Source organism: Ruegeria sp. AD11(2025) (assembly GCF_056542405.1).
Genome location: NZ_JBQFZU010000006.1, coordinates 186,855 through 204,578, shown reverse-complemented (window position 1 = coordinate 204,578; position 17,724 = coordinate 186,855). Strand labels below are relative to the sequence as shown.

The window sequence follows — 17,724 nt, the reverse complement described above, 5'->3', positions numbered from 1 at the left end:
TGGGGGCTATCCTGTCGCCACTCGCGGGCGGCCGCTGGCCTCAACAGTGATCATGGCTTCGACGAACACGTCCTGCGCCTCGATCCGGGCGGTGCGGATATCCCGGTCAACCACGATCCGGATATCCTCGGCGCCCGCCTGACGCACGGCTCCCTCTGCCTCGGTCCGCAACACAGATTCCAGTAATTCCAACGCCGCTTCGGATTCGTTGAAATCCTGCGGCCCGTCTTCAAGATGCACCCTGAACCGGCCCTCGGACGGAGACGTGACCGTGCCCGTCCTGCGCAGGGTCAGGCGGCCCACCACGGCACCGATGGCATTGGCAACGCCCGCATGCTCCGGCAGGATCATGCGACAGCGCAGACGCTCACCAACCGCCGGGTAATAGCTGGACGCCGACGCCCCAAGCCCCACAACATCCACGTTCAACGCCGTATCCAGCGCCAAAAGGCCGCGATGGCTGGAAAGACCCTTTTGCGTCAGAACATGGCGTGCCAACTCGGCCGATGGCACGCCAAACGGCTCGGACTCATCTGCAAAAGCAGTCTCTAATAAGGTCAATATGGTTTGTTCAGTCAACTGATCCACGATGACCTGCGCCAGCTCCTCCGGCGTCTTGGCCAACCTGTCACCAGTTCCAATTCGCTTGCGCGCGACCAGTTCCAGCGCCTTAAGAGCGGCATCCGCATCCCACGTGCCCAACCGGCCCAGAACATGGCTGGCATCTGATGGTGTCACACCCGAGACCTGTACGATCCCCCGATCAACCAACCGCGCCAAAGCCCCGTTCTCCATCCGGGTCCGCAGCAATTCGCTGAGCGGCAGAACTTTGGCACCCAGCCTTTCCAGCAGGTCCGCTTCCCGCGCACCCAAGCCTTCGGCGTGAATACCGGGAACGCGACGAGCGAAACGCGTATCATGCTCGCCCACCGTTGTCGCTCGCAATTGCGCGTCCAAAGCGGCATGGACGGCATCGGGCGCTTCGGATGCAATCAGCGAGACCGGCAGCACACGGCGCGGACCCAGAAACACGCCACCGCCCAAGCCTTCGGTCATCACATGCACCTGGCTGTCACCACCCAGACCATGAGTGCGCATCGCGACCGCCTCGACCATGGTGCGAAACCCGCCAACCTGCGCCCCCGCCGGGTCAATCGCAGGTTTGCCGTCCCGGATCAGCGCCACATCCGTGGTCGTCCCGCCGATATCCGACACAAGGGCGTTCTCTGTTCCCGTCAACCAGCTTGCCCCGACAATCGACGCCGCCGGGCCACTGAGGATGGTTTCAATCGGTCGCTCGCGTGCCTGCTCGGCGCTCATCAGGGCACCGTCCCCGCGCACTACCATCATTGGCGCGGTAATGCCCATCTCCAGCAGCCGGTCCTGAGCACGCCCGATTAACCGGTCGATCATCCCGATCAGCCGGGCATTCAGCACCGCAGTCACTGCCCGTTTCGGACCGTTCAACTTGGCCGACAAGTGATGCGAGCAAGTGACCGGAGCACCGGTCCGATCGGTAATGATCCGCGCGGCTTCCAACTCATGCGCGGGGTTCCGTGTTGCGAACTGCGCCGCGACAGCAAAGCCCGAAATGCCTTTATGAGAGTCTATAAAGGCCTCAAGCGCCGCCACGTCCAACGGCACGGCCTCTCCTCCGGCATGGGTATGACCGCCCCCAACAACCAGGGCCGGATCACCTTTCAGGGCGTCCCGCAGCCCGTGCTTGTCCAGATCACCGTCCTTGAACCCGATATAGACCAGCGCCACGCGCCCGCCCTGTCCTTCGACCAGCGCGTTCGTTGCCAGGGTAGTCGACAACGACGCCATCGAAATCTGCTCGGGCGCCACCTGCGCGGTGTCCAGAACCGCCTGAATCGCCTTGCCCACACCAATCGCCAGGTCAGCCCGAGTGGTCAGAGATTTGGCCGAGGCTATCACCTCACGCTCATCCTTGATCAACACCGCATCGGTATAGGTTCCGCCCGTATCCACCCCCAAAGCCAACGCCATCGGGATCTCCTTTCTGTTCGCTGCAGATGGGTGTAGCGGTTTGGACCGGCACGTCCAGCCTGTTTGCGGCACTTATGATAATCGTTGCACCGCCCAGCGCGCCGCATCGGCCACGGTTGGGTCCGGATCATCTGTCAGATCCTGTGCAACGGACCGCAAGTCATCCATGCCCGAGTTGCCGATGGCATACAGCACATTGCGTACAAACCGATCCCGCCCAATGCGTTTGACCGGCGATCCGGAAAACTTCGCGCGAAAAGAGGTATCATCCAGCGTCGCCAAATCCGCGAGGGAAGGCGCTTTCAGATCATCTCGGGCGGCGTAGCGCATATCGCTCGCGGCAACGGCAAACTTGTTCCACGGACAAGCCGCCAGACAATCGTCGCAGCCGTATATCCGGTTACCAAGCTTGGCTCGCAAGCCCTCGTCCACCGGTCCTTTGTGCTCGATGGTCAGGTATGAAATACAGCGCGTTGCATCCAACTGGTACGGCGCCGGAAACGCATCCGTCGGACAGGCGTCCAGACAGGCCCGACACGATCCGCAATGATCCACCTCGGCCATATCTGATGGCAGGTCCAAAGTGGTGAAAACAGACCCTATAAAGGCCCAATTGCCCCAATCTCGACTGACCAGGTTGGTGTGCTTACCCTGCCATCCCAATCCTGCGGCATGCCCCAAAGCCTTTTCCGGCACCGGAGCCGTATCGACAAAGACCTTCACTTCTCCGCCGCCCTCGGCAATTAACCAGCGCGCCAGGCGCTTTAGCCGTTTCTTGACCAGGTCATGGTAATCCTTGTTCTGGGCATAAACCGAAATCGCAGCCCTGTCCGGGTGATCCAGCACCTCAGTGGGATCATGGTCGGGCGTATAGCTCTCGGCCAGCATGATCACCGACCGTGCCTCGGGCCACAATGCCGCCGGATCGCCACGCCAGTGGGTCCGCTCCGCCATCCACCCCATCTGCCCATGATACCCGGCCTGCAAAAACGCCTCCAACCGGGCGGGAACCTCGGGCACGTCCCAAGGCCGACACACGCGACAGGACACAAAGCCTTCGCTCAGCGCCTGTTCTGTCAATCTTTCCTTTAAACCCGTTCCGCTCTTCATCTGGCCAACAAAATCCTCGGCGGTGAATTGGCCCAAAAGGCCAAGATGGGGGAAGCAGCAGCCCTGAATTACTCTATCAGAAATCCAGATCAGCGTAATGGACTGGCGGCCTGAACCCCGGCACCTGATCAGCCAGAATCGACCGGAACGCTGGCCGCGACTTTATCTTGGCATACCAGTCTTTGACCGCCTGAGACCGGTTCCAATCCACGTCCGAGATGTAATCCAGCGCCGACAGATGGGCCGCAGCGGCAAAATCGGCCAGAGTCATCTGATCCCCCGCCAGCCAGCGACGGTGATCCAGCAGCCAGGCCATGTAATCCAGGTGATATTTGATCGCACGGGCGCCTTCTTTGACGTTCTTGCTGTCGGGATATCCCTCGCCGGTCACTTTCTTATTCACCCGCTCATACAGCAGTTTCGAAGTGACCTCGTGATGGAACTTGTCATCGAACCATCCCACCAGACGCCGGACTTCGTAGCGCGCTTCGGGTGTTTTCGGCATCAATGCAGGTTCGGGGCGCGTTTCCTCGATATATTCGCAAATGGCAGCGCTTTCCGACATCACCTGCCCGTCCAGTCGCAACACCGGCACTTTCCCGGCGGGGTTGCGGCGCAGGAAATCCGGGTCTTTCTCCCAGTATTTCTCCTCGACCAGCTCAACCTCGATCTTCTTCTCCGCCAGGGACAAGCGGACCTTACGGCAATAAGGGGACAGGGGAACGTGAAACAGACGCGCCATGGGCTTCCTAATCGAACCAGTGAATACCCCATCAGCTTTAGCCTTGAGGGGCGATGGTTTTCAATCCTCGAAACAATCCGCGCGACCATCTGCGCGGATGGTGGCCGCCCCGTCCAGGATTGACGCAGCCCGCCGACGCGTCCGAACTGAGGGGTCAGTGACCGACCGATTACGGGGTGAGGGCAGAATCGCCGCGATCCGCGCGGCCTGTACCGGGCTTAGCCGAGAGGCGGGCACGCTGAAATTGCGCTGGGCCGCGGCCTCGACTCCGAACACGCCCTGCCCGGTTTCGGCCACGTTCAGATAGACCTCGAGAATGCGCTGCTTGCTCCAGAAAACCTCGACAACCGGCGTAATCGAGGTTTCCAACGCCTTACGCACCCAGCTGCGGCCCTGCCACAGGAAGACATTCTTCACCACCTGCTGTGTGATGGTCGATGCACCGCGCGTACCACCATTTTCCAGCGCATCGCGGATCGCTTCGACGTCAAAGCCCCAGTGCAGGCAGAAATTGGCATCCTCGGCCGCCACGACCGAGCGAGCCATGACAGGCGAGATTTCCTCGATCGGCACCCAATCGCGCTCGACCTTGCCCAGCCGACGCCATTCGGACCATATCGTATGGGTCACCGGCGGGTTCAACACCGAGTAAAGCGCCACCAGCCCAACCACAAAGACAACCACCCCCAACACAGCCCGAGTCACCCAACGGCGAATCCGCAATGTGATTGGTTTTCTTGCCTGTGACGCCTTGCTTTTCTTACTGCTCGACTTGCGCGCTGCTTTTTTTGCCATGATGTTGCTATACGACGCGGCGAACTGGTTTGAAACGGTTTAAATCACCAGCGCGCGCGCCTCGCGCGGGCGGACGACGGGACGCGCGGTTACCGGCATCACCGGATCTCGGCTGCGCAATTCCGGGAACAGGCGCAGCACTTCGGCCTGTGTGTCACGATCCGCCTGACTCACCGCATGTCCGGGATAATAGCTTTCGCTTTTTGCCCCGTTGGCAATGACGATCTCATGCCGGGCAAACAGAAGGTGGATATATTCGACCTCATCGCTTTCGATACGGGTCACCGTGTCGTCGTTGACCAGACTATGCGCGGCGATCAGAACCTCGGAATGACCGAAGAGGTAAGGCGCACGCCAATCGGCCACCAGCATCCGGTGCTGCGGCGACACTGTCAGGGGGCGATCAAGCCCCAAAACGCCGGCCTCAAACCGGATCGGGGCCAGTTTGCCCCGCGCCTCGACACGGGTGCTGCCCAACCACAGCAAAGGCTGCGCGCCGTGATCGGCGGTGGTGACCATATCTCCCGGCTGCAAATCTTCGACCCGGCGCGGGCCGTCCGGTGTTTCGATCATGGTGCCAGGTGTGAAACAGGGCGGACCCAGATCATCAACGTCCAGTGGGCCCTGCGAGGTAACGAAGGTTGAGGATACAAAAGTACCACTTTGCAATACCTTGCCATCAGTTGGCGTAAAAACCCGCGTTCCATCTGCAAGATAAAACGTCGTACCGACATAGGTTACGTTCCCCTGACCGGGCACGTTGATCGTCACCGTATCTCCAGGCCACGACCGGGTGACATCCACACCATTGACGGTATCGTTGTTGAACCGGTCGATATCGCCGTCGTCATTCTGGTCCACCAGATCGTATTTCTGCACCGTCAGCGTCGTTCCCGCAGCGGGCGGGTTCGCCGGGTCCATGTCAAAGAACTGGTCTGTATAGGTCGTTGGCATGTGCCTGCTCCTGCCTATTCGTCACCTTGGACAGCAGTGTCACTGCAAATCCCGAAGAAACTATGGCCATAGCTAGGCGCGAACAGCGCAAAAATGCAATAAATGCGGGTTAATTACCCCAAATCGGAAGAAACCCGCGTGTTCCAGGTGACACGCGGGTTTTTTCTTCAGGGCATTGCCAGTCGCTTACTCAGCCGGAACCGCCTCTGCCTCGTTGGTCAGAGGATGGCTGAGCTTGTTCAGCATCTCTTTCGGGCAAACCTGCAAGAAGTTGGCTTTTTCCACATCCCAATGCTGCAGAATGTCTGCGGCCTTACGGCTGAAGGTCTCGGCCTGATGGGTCTCAATCATCGTTTTCAGCTGCTCTTCCCAATGGTCGACGGTCACCGGGCAGGTCACCAGGGTTTCCATGTTCATCAGCTTTTCGGCCCTACCTTCCGGATCGTACAGATAGGCCATACCGCCCGTCATACCTGCACCGAAATTGGCCCCGATATCACCCAGGATCACTGCAACACCGCCGGTCATGTATTCACACCCGTTCGAGCCACAGCCCTCGATCACCACCTTGGCGCCCGAGTTGCGCACCGCAAACCGCTCGCCGGCGCGACCGGCAGCGAACAGATACCCATCGGTGGCGCCGTACAGGACGGTGTTGCCGATGATGGTGTTGTCATCCGCCTTCAGCGGGCTGACCTGCGGCGGGCGCACGACGATCATGCCGCCCGACAGGCCCTTGCCGACATAGTCGTTGGCGTCACCGGATACTTCCAGTTTCAGACCGGGCGCCGCAAACGCCCCAAGCGACTGACCGGCCGAGCCCTGCAGTTTCACATGCAGGTGGTCGGACTGGAACGTGTTCCGCATGCCGAAATTCTGCACAATATGGCTGGAGACGCGGGTACCCACAGTCCGGTGTGTGTTTTGCACCGCGTAAGACAGCTGCATCTTCTCACCGTCTTTCAGGAACCGGGCCGCATCGCGCACGATCTCGGCATCCAGCGTATCCGGCACCGCGTTGCGGTCCTTGTCGCGGTCGTACACGATGTCATGTGCACCATCGACGGTGATCAGCAGCGGATTCAGATCCAGATCGTCCAGATGCGCCGAACCACGGCTGACCTGCGCCAGCAGATCGGCCCGGCCAATGATCTCATCAACCGATCGCGCACCAAGGCTGGCCAGCAGTTCGCGCACTTCCTGTGCGTAGAAGGTGATCAGATTCACCACCTTGTCCGCGTTGCCGGTGAATTTAGCGCGCAGGTCTTCATCCTGCGTACAGACGCCAACCGGGCAGGTGTTCGACTGGCACTGGCGTACCATGATACAGCCCATCGCGATCAGCGCGGCGGTGCCGATGCCGTATTCCTCGGCCCCCATCATCGCAGCCATGACAATGTCGCGACCGGTGCGCAGGCCTCCATCGGTCCGCAGGGTCACGCGGTCGCGCAGATTGTTCATCGCCAGAACCTGATGCGCCTCGGTCAGGCCCATCTCCCATGGCAGACCGGCATATTTGATCGAGGTCGCGGGCGAGGCGCCCGTACCGCCATTATGACCCGAAATCAGGATGATATCTGCTTTCGCCTTGGCCACACCAGCAGCAATCGTGCCAACGCCTGAAGACGCCACCAGTTTCACCGTCACCTTGCAGCGCGGGTTGATCTGTTTCAGATCATAGATCAGCTGCGCCAGATCCTCGATCGAGTAGATGTCGTGGTGCGGCGGCGGCGAGATCAGGGTCACACCCTTGGTCGAGTGGCGCAGACGCGCGATCAGATCGGTGACCTTCATGCCCGGCAGCTGACCACCCTCACCGGGTTTCGCACCCTGGGCCACCTTGATCTCCAGCTCTTCACACTGGTTCAGGTATTCGGCGGTCACGCCGAATCTGCCGCTCGCCACCTGTTTGATCTTGGCCGACGGATTGTCGCCATTGGGTTCCGGCACGAAATGCGCCGGATCTTCACCACCTTCACCACTGTCGGATTTCGCGCCGATCCGGTTCATCGCTACGTTCAGCGTCTTGTGCGCCTCGGGCGACAGCGCGCCCAGCGACATGCCCGGCGTGACAAAGCGTTTGCGGATCGAGGTGATCGATTCGACCTCTTCAATCGGCACCGGCTTGCCCAGCGGTTTGAAATCCATCAGATCGCGCAGGTGGATCGGCGGGTTCGATTGCATCTTGGCCGAATACTGCTTCCACAGCTCATATGAGGCTCTATTACAGGCCATTTGCATCATATGCATCGAGGTCGCTTCCCACGCGTGGGTCTCACCCGACTTACGTGCTTTGTAGAATCCACCGATGGGCAGCACATCCAAACCGCTGTCCCAACCTTTGGCGTGGATTTCCTCGACCTTGGTCTGGATACCGGTCACGCCGATACCGGAAATCCGGCTGGTCATACCCGGGAAATACTCGGCCACCATGGCACGGCTGAGGCCTACGGCCTCAAAGTTCAGACCGCCACGGTAGGACGAGATTACCGAGATGCCCATCTTGGCCATGATTTTCAGCAAGCCCTGATCGATGGCCTCGCGGAAGCGGGCGACGTTCTCGGTCAGGGTGCCGTCCAGCAGACCACGGTCGATGCGGTCAGCCAGCGAATCCTCGGCCAGATAGGCGTTGACCACGGTCGCACCACAACCGATCAGCACGGCAAAGTAATGCGGATCGACACATTCTGCCGAACGGACATTCAACGAGCAGAAGGTGCGCAGCCCCTGACGGGTCAGATGCGAATGCACGGCACTGGTCGCCAGGATCATCGGCATCGCCACACGACCCTCGCCCGAGTTCATGTCGGACAGCACCAGATGCCCGGCACCGGACCGCACGGCCTCTTCTGCTTCGGCTCTGACACGGGCCAAGGCGGCGCTCAGCGCGCCACGGCCGGGTTCAAAGCTGCAGTCGATCTCGGCCAACGGCGAATTGAAGTTCTCGACCAGCTTGTCCCATTGCGCGTTGCCGACAAAGGGACTTTCCAGAACAATGATCTCGGTCTGGCTGCTGTCTTCGTCCAGCACGTTCTTGAGGTTGCCGAACCGCGTTTTCAACGACATCACGCGATATTCACGCAAAGAGTCGATCGGCGGGTTGGTCACTTGGCTGAAGTTCTGGCGGAAGAAATGGCTCAGCGGGCGGTATTGCTTGGACAGAACCGCCGACGGGGTGTCGTCGCCCATCGAAGCGATGGATTCCTTGCCGTCTTCGGCCATTGGCGCGAGGATCTGCTCCAGTTCCTCAATCGAATAACCCGCCGCGATCTGCCGCTTGCGCAGCTCTTCACCCGAGAAAATTGGCGCTTCTGCCAATTCGGCCAGCGTGTCATCCAGATCGTTGATCTTGCCGACCCAGTCACCAAAGGGCAGCGCCCGCGCCAGCTTGTCCTTGATCTGCTTGTCGCGGAACAGCTTGCCCTTTCTCATATCAACGGCCAGCATCTGCCCCGGCCCCAGCGCGCCCTTTTCGGTCACGGACGCCTCGTCAATCGGCACCATACCCGCCTCGGAACCCGCGATGACGAGCCCATCGCCGGTCACCACATAGCGCATTGGGCGCAGACCGTTCCGGTCCAGGCCGGCACAGACCCAACGGCCATCGGTCATCGCCAGGGCTGCAGGGCCGTCCCACGGCTCCATCACCGAATTGCAGTAGGAGTACATGTCACGCCATGCCTGTGGCAACTCGACCGCCTGCTTGGACCAGCTTTCCGGCACCAACATGGTTTTCGCCATCGGAGCGGAACGGCCCGCACGCACCAGAACCTCGAAGACCGAGTCCAATGCGGCCGAATCTGACGATCCACCGGCAATGATCGGCTTGATGTCTTCGGCATAGTCGCCAAAGGTGCCGCTGGCCATGCGGATCTCGTGGCTCTTCATCCAGTTGATATTGCCCTTCAGCGTGTTGATCTCGCCGTTATGGGCCAACATGCGGAACGGCTGCGCCAACCACCATTGCGGGAAGGTGTTGGTCGAATAGCGCTGGTGATAGATGGCGAAGGCTGATTCAAAGCGTTCGTCCATCAAGTCGGGGTAGAAAACGGCGACCTGCTCGGCCAGCATCATGCCCTTGTAAATGATCGAACGGCAGGACAGCGACGCCAGATACAATCCAGAGATACCAGCAGCAGTGGCGGCCTTTTCGATGCGGCGACGGATGACGTACAGTTCACGCTCGAACGTCTCTTCGTCGACGCCCTTGGAGTTCGAGATCAGAATCTGCTCGATTTCGGGGCGGGTCGCATTGGCCTTGTCGCCCAGACAGGTCACATCGACCGGCACATGGCGCCAGCCGTAAATGTAATAGCCCATCCGCAGGACTTCGGTTTCCACGATGGTCCGGCAGCTTTCCTGCGCGCCGAAATCGGTGCGGGGCAGGAAGACCTGACCAACGGCGATCAGTTCACCCAGCTTCGGTTCGTGGCCGGTACGACGAATCTGATCATAGAAGAAGGGCACCGGGATCTGCACATGGATACCCGCGCCGTCGCCAGTTTTGCCATCAGCATCCACCGCTCCGCGATGCCAGATCGCCTTGAGCGCGTCGATCCCGGCATCCACAACCTTGCGCGACGGCTTACCGTCAATGGATACAACAAGGCCCACGCCACAGGAGGAATGCTCTTCTTCCTCGGAATAGAGACCGTTTTCCGCCATGAATTTGCGCTTGGCCTCCTCGGCCCGCACCCAATCGGCATCATATTTGGTCATTGGCTGTCTCCTTCTTCCGGTTGGGCAAACATGGCTTCGACCTCGGCTTTGGTCATCTGCCGGCGTTCGCCTACGAACGCGTACCCGTCGGGCTTTTTGTCGATAAAAAGTTCCAGTTTCAGCGGGTTTCCTGTGTCTTCGAACAGGCCCGCTGCCATTTGAGTGTGTCCGTGCATCTCGCCCGGCAGGGTGACCCGGTACCACAGCGCCGAGCCACACTCGGCACAAAAGGCACGCTCGGCCCAGTCGGACGAGGTAAAGGTTTTAACAGGGCCCAATGCGGCATAGCCGGGCTCGGCCTGAAACGTCACCAGCATCGAGCTGGTCCAGCGACGACATTGGTCGCAATGACATGCACCCAGCGAGTCTTCCGCCGGGGTGGCGGTCACGGTGACCGCGCCACACATACATTGGCCTTGCAATTCGGGCATTCGAACCCTCCTGTCGCTGGGCATTGGGTTACTCGGCTGCGACTGCAGCCTTGGTGTTGAACCGGTCGATGATCGCTTCGGCGCAGTCGCGGCCGTCACGGATCGCCCAGACCACGAGCGAGGCACCACGTACGATGTCACCAATCGCATAGACACCGTCCATTTCGGTCTCGCCGGTCTGGAACGCGGCCTTTACGGTTCCCCAACGGGTCACCGGCAGATCGGGCTGGTCGAACAGGGTGGGCAGGTCTTCGGGCTCGAAACCCAGCGCCTTGATCACCAGATCGGCCTCTTCGACGTAATCGGCACCTTCGATCAGTTCGGGCGCTTGACGGCCCGAGGCATCGGGCTGACCCAAACGCATCCTCTGCACCATGACGCCCGAGACCTTTTCGTCACCGGTAAATCCCTTGGGTGCGCTGAGCCATTCGAAGATCACGCCTTCTTCCTCAGCGTTTTGCGTTTCCCTCTGCGAGCCCGGCATGTTCGCGCGGTCGCGGCGGTACAGGCACTTGACCGAAGTCGCCCCCTGACGGATCGAAGTGCGCACGCAGTCCATCGCGGTGTCACCACCGCCGATGACAACAACCTTCTTGCCGTTAGCGTTCAGGCGACCATTGTCGAAGTCTTCAACTGCGTCGCCAAAACTCTTTCGGTTCGAGGCGGTCAGGAAGTCGATGGCCTTCTCGATGCCGGCAAGACCGCTGCCCGGCATGGATAGGTCACGCGACTTGTAGACGCCGGTCGCAATGATCACCGCGTCATGCTTGGCGTGGATTTCCGCAAACTTGGCGGCGTCCACGTCGCAGCTCAAAACGAACTCGACCCCGCCATCAGCCAACAAGTCGTTGCGACGCTGGACGATGTCTTTTTCCAGTTTGAAGCCCGGAATGCCGTACATCAGAAGGCCACCTGCGCGGTCATAGCGATCGTAGACGGTGACCTGAATGCCAGCGCGGCGCAGCATGTCGGCTGCGGCCAGACCACCGGGGCCACCGCCGATGATGCCGACGCTCTCGCTGCGTTCGGCGCCCGGAGCGACCGGTTTCACCCAACCTTTGTCCCAGGCCGTGTCGGTGATGTATTTCTCGATGGTGCCAATGGTAACGGTGCCGTGACCGGATTGTTCGATCACGCAATTGCCTTCACACAGACGGTCCTGCGGGCAGATACGGCCACAGATTTCGGGGAAAGTGTTGGTGGCCTGGCTAGTCTGGTAGGCCTCCTCCAGACGGCCGGTCGCGGTCAGGCGCAGCCAGTCGGGGATATTGTTGTGCAGCGGGCAGTGCGACTGACAATAGGGCACACCGCATTGGCTGCAGCGACTGGCCTGCTCTTCTGCCTTGGCCGACGCGAATTCAGCATAGATTTCGTCAAAGTCTTCTCTGCGTGCTTCGGCGGCACGCTTTTCAGGCATGACGCGGTCGATCTGCACAAATTTCAGCATCGGTTGCTTGGCCACGGGTCAGACTCCATGAATTGGCTTGGTCGAGCTTCTTTAAGAGATACGGCGCCGAATGAAAAGTCAATTGTGCTGACCTAAATTGAAAAAACCCGAGCTGAAAATCCAATTCTTCAAAAAATAATCGGTTTTTTAGTACCGAATCGGACCTATTTACACGCTTTCCTTTTCGGCACCACACTTATACCCATTGCGCGCAAAGAACACGTGACGGCAGCACGGCAGGTTAAATGAGTTTTTTTCAGTTGATTCTCGCGGCAGTTATTCAGGGTATCACCGAATTTTTGCCGATCTCCTCCTCGGGCCATCTGATCCTGTTGCCCAGCTTGACCGGTTTGGACGATCAGGGGCTGGCGATCGATGTTGCCGTACATGTGGGTACTTTGGGCGCCGTGGTTCTGTATTTCTGGTCCGACGTGAAGCAAGTCATGGCTGGTCTGCCGCGCGCCCTGACCGGGCGTGTCGATACCCCGCAGGCCCGACTGGCACTGGGGCTGATCATCGCAACGATTCCCACCGTCATCGTTGGCGCCATCCTGTTCAAAACCGGGCTCAGCCAGTCCCTGCGTTCGATGGCCGTGATTGGCTGGACTATGCTGGGTTTCGGGCTGGTGCTGTATTGGATGGACCAGAAAGGCCCTCAGACCAAGCAGGCCGGAGATTGGGGTCTGCGGGACGCCTTTATCATGGGATTGTGGCAGGTTCTGGCGCTGATCCCCGGCACTTCGCGGTCAGGCATCACCATCACCGGAGCGCGACAGCTGGGTTACAGCCGCGAAGACGGCGCACGGATTGCGATGCTGATGTCAATCCCGACGATTCTGGCCTCGGGCGTGCTGCTATCGGCGGATGTGATCCAAGAGGCGGACGCGCAACTGGCGAAGGACGGCGCAATTGCCGCCTTTTTCGCCTTTGTCTCGGCCCTGCTGGCGCTGACCCTGATGATGCGCCTGCTGCGCAGCGTCAGCTTCACGCCCTATGTCGTCTATCGCGTGATCCTGGGTGCGATCCTGCTGGTGATCGCCTACAGTTGATCAGGTCCGCAGATTGCTGGCCGAGTTCTGGATGTCGTCATACTGACCGGCCGGGCGGAACTTCCACAGGTAATCCGGCAGTATCGATTCCAGCGTGGCCGGTTCGATTCCCAGATCGTCGAAGCCCTTGGCTGCCTCGGACACCACGTTGTCACGACGCAGGTTCTTCAGCTGGTCGCGGGTCAGGATGTGGTTCGGGAACAGCTGAAAGCTGACGAATTTCGCTATATCCAGCACGCCAGCCATGATCCTGGCGGCAAAGAACGGCACCCCGATGATGACGCGGCGGCGGTGGATCACCCCCAGCATCTGCTGCATTAGCGCGCGGAAGGATTTCACCTCGGGCCCGCCCAGCTCGTAGGTACCAGCCACAGCCTGACCCAATACGCCCTGAACGGCAGCTTTGGCTACGTCATCCACATAAACTGGCTGGAACTTGGTTTCGGCCCCGACCAGAGGCAGGAACGGCCCCATCCGGGTCATTCCGGCAAAGCGGTTAAAGAACTGATCCTCTGTCCCGAAAATGATCGACGGACGCAGGATCACCGCGTTCGGCATATGCGCCAGTACGCCGGCCTCACCCTGCGCCTTGGTGCGGGAATACTCGCTATTGGAATCCGCGTCCGCCCCGATCGCCGAGATATGCACCATCCGTGCAACGCCCTGTTCGGCGGCGATCCGCGCGATGCGCTCTGCCCCTTCGGCCTGAACGGCGTCAAATTCGTTCTTGCCCAGCTCGTTCAGCACGCCGACGCAGTTCACCACCGCATCCGCGCCATGCATAACCGCGGCCACCGAGGCGTCATCGCGGATGTTGCACAGAATGGGTTCGACCTGGCCGACCACACCGTAGGGTTTGACGAACATCGCTTCGTTCGGGCGGCGCACCGCGACCCGCACACGCCAACCTTCGTTCGCCATGCGACGTGCGATGTAACGACCGACAAATCCCGATCCACCATAAATCGTGACCAGTTTGGACATGCGAGGGCTCCTGCTGATGGGTCTTGATCCGATCTACCGCCCAAAGCCCCGGCAAACAAGGCGCAATAACGCCGCGCGTCCGGGAAAAAACCAACGGATTCCGGACGGTTTTAGGCAAGGGTCAAAAAACTTTCAAAAAATCTTTCCGAATCGTGTTGACGCTCCCGGCCAGTAGGCTTAAACGCCCCTCCACGACACCTGCCCAGGTGGCGGAATTGGTAGACGCGCTAGCTTCAGGTGCTAGTGTCCGTATGGACGTGGAGGTTCGAGTCCTCTCCTGGGCACCATATCCCCAACAACGTAAAAGACCAATTCGCACATGCGGATGCTAACCGTGTCTGCGGGAGTCGCCCCTGTTTTCACAGATCGAAATTTCACCGAGTCAGGCCATGGTTCCGGCCTCAGAACCCGGGCAAATCCTACTGGGCCGACGCTCCGCGCAGGCGGTTGGGATAGCAGCTTAAAAAGTGACGTAGCGTCGCGGCGCGTAAACCTCTCCTTCAACGTCTTTACGTAAAGGTAAGGTTTGAAATCATTTTTTGATTGAACGGTTAAAAAATGACGCAAATGGGTAAATTCTTCCCCCTTGTCCGAAAAAACACGGTGCGTAAATGCCCCCTGTCGCTGCGGATCGCCACTCACGGATCATCGATCCTTGAGCCCGAAACCAGCGGGTTCGGATCAGGTCCGCAGCGGCAAGTTTATAAGACCGGAATTTTGGAGGAAAGTGACAATGCAGATCAGATCATTTCTCAATCGCTTCAAAACGACTAAATCGGTGCAGGGCGCTGTTTCTGAGGACGTGCAACCCACATCGGCAACGGGCCGCAGGGTTCCACCGATCAAAAAATCCGAACTGACCGCGCTGTTCCAAACCGTTTTGGAAGAAAAACGCGACGATCTTCGGGCCGGGCGCAAGTAACATGCGCCTGACCTTCCTGCTCCCCGGTATTATTGCGTAACCGGGAACCGTTTCAAATCCGCGACTTTTCGAACTTTTCCCAGGCCGATTGAAAAGCCTGAAAATCAAATCCCGGCTGGGTGGCAGCATCAAGGACGACGCGTTCCGTGGACAGCAGTTTCTGGATCGCGGCCTCAAGCTGATCGACAACACCCGCTGGCACCACAAGCGCACCATGCCTATCGGCGTGGATCAGATCACCGGGGTTGACCGACAGACCAAAGACAGACACCGGTGTATCGACCTCGTGCACATGGACAAAGCCATGGCTGGGCCCGATCGATCCGGCAACCACCGGGAAACCTTCGGGCAGATCGCCGAGGTCACGCATGACACCATTGGTCAGGGCGCCCGACATGCCAAAACCTTTGTGCACGGTGGTGTTGATCTCACCCCAATAGGCACCGATGCAGTTGGGGAAATCGACATCCTCGATCACCGCAACCGAGGGCGCAGGGCCTTCGGCCATGTACTTGTAATAGGCCATGCGGCGTTCCTTGATGACTTCCGGCGCCTCGGAGGGCGGCCGTACTGCGGCGATCTTTGCGGTGCGGGCATATCCCACGATCGCGGGCTCGGACGGGGCCGAACACAGCATTGTACCGCGGGTGAACGCATTGAACCCACGCTTGCCCTGCGCCACCTCGATGGCATTGCAGACGGTGGGCGTGTCGACCTTGCGCAACAGGGTCAGAAGGGACGGTGTCATTTGGCCTCCAGCCAGCGGATCAGGGCCGCTGTCGTGTCGTTGGGTTGTTCCAGAGTGGGCAGGTGCCCGGCCTGCTCGATGATTTCCAAGGTACTGTTGGGTAGCAGCTCATGCATGAGCTGGTGCCTCTCGACCGGACACAAGCCGTCTTCACGGCCGCACAGAACAACCGATTTGCCGGTGTAAGCTTTCAAGGTTTCAGATTGGTCGGGGCGATCCATCAAAGCGCGGGACTGACGCAGGAATACATCCGCGCCAAGATCCTCGGCCATCGCCATGCACAGGTCCAATATGGCACCCTGATTGGGCCCATCGGCCAGATAATTGGGCTTCATTTCATCCCGCATCACCTGCCGCAGCTTGCCCCCGCGCACAGCCTCCATCTGCGGTCCGCGCCGTTCCTTGACCTCGGGTTTTTCGGCCAGCGGGTTGGTGTCCAGCAGGGCCAGCTTTTCGACCCGATCGGGCGCCTGCCGGACAACCTCCATCGCGACGATGCCGCCCATCGACAGCCCCGCCAGTGCAAAGATCGGCGGCGCGTTGCCCAGGATATCAGCGGCCATCGCCTGTATGCTGTCCCGCGCCGCCAACGGGAAGGTCAGCAAGGGTCTGGACCCGGACAAAGCTGCGATCTGCGGCTGATACAACCGCGCATCGCACATCATACCGGGCAAAAGAACCAGCGGTGTCATATGTCGGCCAGCTTCGCGCCTTCGGACAGCGCGGACAGCTTGGCATAAGCGATATCGGGATCGACCGCACCAAAGCCCGCAAATGTGCCGAAACCGCAGTCACTGCCCGCGATCACCCGGTCCGCGCCGACGATATCGGTGAAACGCGTGATGCGCTGCGCGACCAGCTCGGGGTGTTCCACGAAATTCGTCGTGGTGTCGACAACGCCGGGGACCAGAACCTTGTCGTCCGGAATCTCGGACTTGCGGTCGCGGAACACGGTCCATTCATGCGCGTGGCGCGGGTTCGAGGTTTCGAACAGCACATAGCGGGACTTTGTGTTCATCAGCGTCGAAAACACCTTGTCCATGGCGATATCACAGCAATGAGGCCCTTCGTAATTGCCCCAGCAGATATGCACCCGAACGCGGTCCTGGGGAACGTTTTGCAGCGCGTGGTTCAGGGCCTCGACATGCATGTCGGCGATCTTGACGAATTCTTCGTCGGACAGATCGGTGAACAGCATGTGGCGCGAGAGCGCAAGGTCGGGGCAATCCAGTTGCAAGTCCAATCCGGCGGCCACGATGGTTTCGTACTCGTCCTTCATCGCATCCGCCAGCGCGGCCAGATACGCCTCGCGCGTGGGGTAGAAATCGTTTTGCAGAAACAACGAAATCACACCCGGAGATGCGGCATTCATGAACCCCCGCTCAGCCTCGTGCTGCGCCATCGCGGCTTTGAGGTTGGCGATGTCCTTCTCCAGCTCGCCCTGCCCTTTGGAGCGCACCTCTCCGGTGCATTGCGGGCGGGCGTATTGGGGGGTGCCACCGTCATCGGCCAGCCGTTGCAGGAAACCGGGGAACATCTTCAGATCGGCCGGGGCATTGCGCGGGCTGTCGCCCGAAAACCCGGTGTAGCGATCTTTGACATAGGTTGCGTAGGAAATCTTTGAGGTCTCGCCATCACTGACGATATTCACCCCGGCCGCAACCTGTTTGCGCACAGTTTCGGACACGGCATTCGCCATGCTCGCATCGAAAGCAGCCTGATCGAAAGACTCTTCCCGTTCGCGGGCAAAAATGAAATCCACCACCTCTTGCGAGCGCGGCAGGGAGCCGACATGCGTTGTCTTTATGGTCAT

14 protein-coding genes and 1 tRNA gene are annotated in these 17,724 nt (G+C 59.8%); 3 read left to right on the top strand and 12 right to left on the bottom strand.

Features of this window, described 5'->3' with window-relative positions:
* Positions 1 to 6: 6 nt before the first annotated feature.
* The 8 genes from ACR1XY_RS08475 to ACR1XY_RS08440 all read right to left on the bottom strand — a co-directional run bounded on the left by ACR1XY_RS08475 (position 7) and on the right by ACR1XY_RS08440 (position 12,223).
* Positions 7 to 2,010: a hydantoinase/oxoprolinase family protein gene (locus tag ACR1XY_RS08475; RefSeq protein ID WP_480592124.1), complete on the bottom strand. Its 2,004-nt coding sequence runs from the start codon at positions 2,008 to 2,010 to the stop codon at positions 7 to 9.
* 72 nt (positions 2,011 to 2,082) lie between these two features.
* Positions 2,083 to 3,120: a tRNA epoxyqueuosine(34) reductase QueG gene (gene queG / locus ACR1XY_RS08470; RefSeq protein ID WP_480592122.1), complete on the bottom strand. Its 1,038-nt coding sequence runs from the start codon at positions 3,118 to 3,120 to the stop codon at positions 2,083 to 2,085.
* A gap of 76 nt (positions 3,121 to 3,196) precedes the next feature.
* Positions 3,197 to 3,862, bottom strand: coding sequence for an FtsZ-binding protein FzlA (gene fzlA / locus ACR1XY_RS08465; protein WP_480592121.1), 666 nt, complete (start codon positions 3,860 to 3,862; stop codon positions 3,197 to 3,199).
* Between the two features lie 60 nt (positions 3,863 to 3,922).
* Positions 3,923 to 4,657 carry a monofunctional biosynthetic peptidoglycan transglycosylase gene (mtgA, locus tag ACR1XY_RS08460; RefSeq protein WP_480592119.1) on the bottom strand — a complete coding sequence of 245 codons (735 nt, stop codon included), beginning with the start codon at positions 4,655 to 4,657 and terminating at the stop codon, positions 3,923 to 3,925.
* Positions 4,658 to 4,696: 39 nt separating this feature from the next.
* Complete coding sequence (locus ACR1XY_RS08455; protein WP_480592117.1) at positions 4,697 to 5,611, bottom strand: Hint domain-containing protein; 915 nt, start codon at positions 5,609 to 5,611, stop codon at positions 4,697 to 4,699.
* Between the two features lie 186 nt (positions 5,612 to 5,797).
* On the bottom strand, positions 5,798 to 10,330 hold the full coding sequence (gltB, locus tag ACR1XY_RS08450; RefSeq protein WP_480592115.1) for a glutamate synthase large subunit: 4,533 nt from the start codon (positions 10,328 to 10,330) through the stop codon (positions 5,798 to 5,800).
* Positions 10,327 to 10,761: a GFA family protein gene (locus ACR1XY_RS08445; protein WP_480592113.1), complete on the bottom strand. Its 435-nt coding sequence runs from the start codon at positions 10,759 to 10,761 to the stop codon at positions 10,327 to 10,329. Before ACR1XY_RS08445 ends, gltB begins: the two co-directional genes overlap by 4 nt.
* Positions 10,762 to 10,789: 28 nt before the next feature.
* A complete protein-coding gene (locus tag ACR1XY_RS08440; protein ID WP_480592110.1) occupies positions 10,790 to 12,223 on the bottom strand; it encodes an NAD(P)-dependent oxidoreductase in 1,434 nt (477 codons plus the stop codon).
* Between the two features lie 230 nt (positions 12,224 to 12,453).
* Here ACR1XY_RS08440 and ACR1XY_RS08435 point away from each other — a divergent pair, with 230 nt between their 5' ends.
* Positions 12,454 to 13,257, top strand: a complete 804-nt coding sequence (locus ACR1XY_RS08435) for an undecaprenyl-diphosphate phosphatase (RefSeq protein WP_480592108.1) — start codon at positions 12,454 to 12,456, stop codon at positions 13,255 to 13,257.
* Here ACR1XY_RS08435 and ACR1XY_RS08430 read toward each other — a convergent pair whose 3' ends face one another.
* Positions 13,258 to 14,241 carry a complex I NDUFA9 subunit family protein gene (locus ACR1XY_RS08430; RefSeq protein ID WP_480592106.1) on the bottom strand — a complete coding sequence of 328 codons (984 nt, stop codon included), beginning with the start codon at positions 14,239 to 14,241 and terminating at the stop codon, positions 13,258 to 13,260.
* Positions 14,242 to 14,441: 200 nt separating this feature from the next.
* On the opposite strand from ACR1XY_RS08430, the gene ACR1XY_RS08425 reads away from it, so the two are divergent.
* Both ACR1XY_RS08425 and ACR1XY_RS08420 read left to right on the top strand, forming a co-directional pair.
* Positions 14,442 to 14,528, top strand: a tRNA-Leu gene (locus ACR1XY_RS08425).
* Positions 14,529 to 14,974: 446 nt separating this feature from the next.
* Positions 14,975 to 15,163, top strand: coding sequence for a hypothetical protein (locus tag ACR1XY_RS08420; protein WP_480592104.1), 189 nt, complete (start codon positions 14,975 to 14,977; stop codon positions 15,161 to 15,163).
* 52 nt (positions 15,164 to 15,215) lie between these two features.
* On the opposite strand, the gene ACR1XY_RS08415 is transcribed toward ACR1XY_RS08420, so the two are convergent.
* Genes ACR1XY_RS08415 through ACR1XY_RS08405 form a run of 3 tightly spaced genes read right to left on the bottom strand, consistent with a single transcriptional unit; the run spans position 15,216 to position 17,724 of the window.
* The gene (locus tag ACR1XY_RS08415; protein WP_480592102.1) at positions 15,216 to 15,911 is read right to left on the bottom strand and encodes an RraA family protein; all 696 of its coding nucleotides are present in this window, start codon (positions 15,909 to 15,911) and stop codon (positions 15,216 to 15,218) included.
* The gene (locus ACR1XY_RS08410) at positions 15,908 to 16,603 is read right to left on the bottom strand and encodes an alpha/beta fold hydrolase (protein WP_480592100.1); all 696 of its coding nucleotides are present in this window, start codon (positions 16,601 to 16,603) and stop codon (positions 15,908 to 15,910) included. Before ACR1XY_RS08410 ends, ACR1XY_RS08415 begins: the two co-directional genes overlap by 4 nt.
* Positions 16,600 to 17,724 (bottom strand): cobalamin-independent methionine synthase II family protein, encoded by a 1,125-nt coding sequence (locus ACR1XY_RS08405; RefSeq protein ID WP_480592098.1) that lies wholly within the window; start codon positions 17,722 to 17,724, stop codon positions 16,600 to 16,602. Before ACR1XY_RS08405 ends, ACR1XY_RS08410 begins: the two co-directional genes overlap by 4 nt.

Coding starts and splice junctions, on each gene's coding strand:
- ACR1XY_RS08475 (WP_480592124.1), bottom strand. CDS start 2,010: ATGGCGTTGGCTTTGGGGGTGGATACGGGCGGAACCTATACCGATGCG.
- ACR1XY_RS08415 (WP_480592102.1), bottom strand. CDS start 15,911: ATGACACCGTCCCTTCTGACCCTGTTGCGCAAGGTCGACACGCCCACC.
- ACR1XY_RS08430 (WP_480592106.1), bottom strand. CDS start 14,241: ATGTCCAAACTGGTCACGATTTATGGTGGATCGGGATTTGTCGGTCGT.
- mtgA (WP_480592119.1), bottom strand. CDS start 4,657: ATGGCAAAAAAAGCAGCGCGCAAGTCGAGCAGTAAGAAAAGCAAGGCG.
- ACR1XY_RS08435 (WP_480592108.1), top strand. CDS start 12,454: ATGAGTTTTTTTCAGTTGATTCTCGCGGCAGTTATTCAGGGTATCACC.
- fzlA (WP_480592121.1), bottom strand. CDS start 3,862: ATGGCGCGTCTGTTTCACGTTCCCCTGTCCCCTTATTGCCGTAAGGTC.
- ACR1XY_RS08420 (WP_480592104.1), top strand. CDS start 14,975: ATGCAGATCAGATCATTTCTCAATCGCTTCAAAACGACTAAATCGGTG.
- ACR1XY_RS08455 (WP_480592117.1), bottom strand. CDS start 5,611: ATGCCAACGACCTATACAGACCAGTTCTTTGACATGGACCCGGCGAAC.
- ACR1XY_RS08405 (WP_480592098.1), bottom strand. CDS start 17,724: ATGACCATAAAGACAACGCATGTCGGCTCCCTGCCGCGCTCGCAAGAG.
- gltB (WP_480592115.1), bottom strand. CDS start 10,330: ATGACCAAATATGATGCCGATTGGGTGCGGGCCGAGGAGGCCAAGCGC.
- ACR1XY_RS08410 (WP_480592100.1), bottom strand. CDS start 16,603: ATGACACCGCTGGTTCTTTTGCCCGGTATGATGTGCGATGCGCGGTTG.
- queG (WP_480592122.1), bottom strand. CDS start 3,120: ATGAAGAGCGGAACGGGTTTAAAGGAAAGATTGACAGAACAGGCGCTG.
- ACR1XY_RS08445 (WP_480592113.1), bottom strand. CDS start 10,761: ATGCCCGAATTGCAAGGCCAATGTATGTGTGGCGCGGTCACCGTGACC.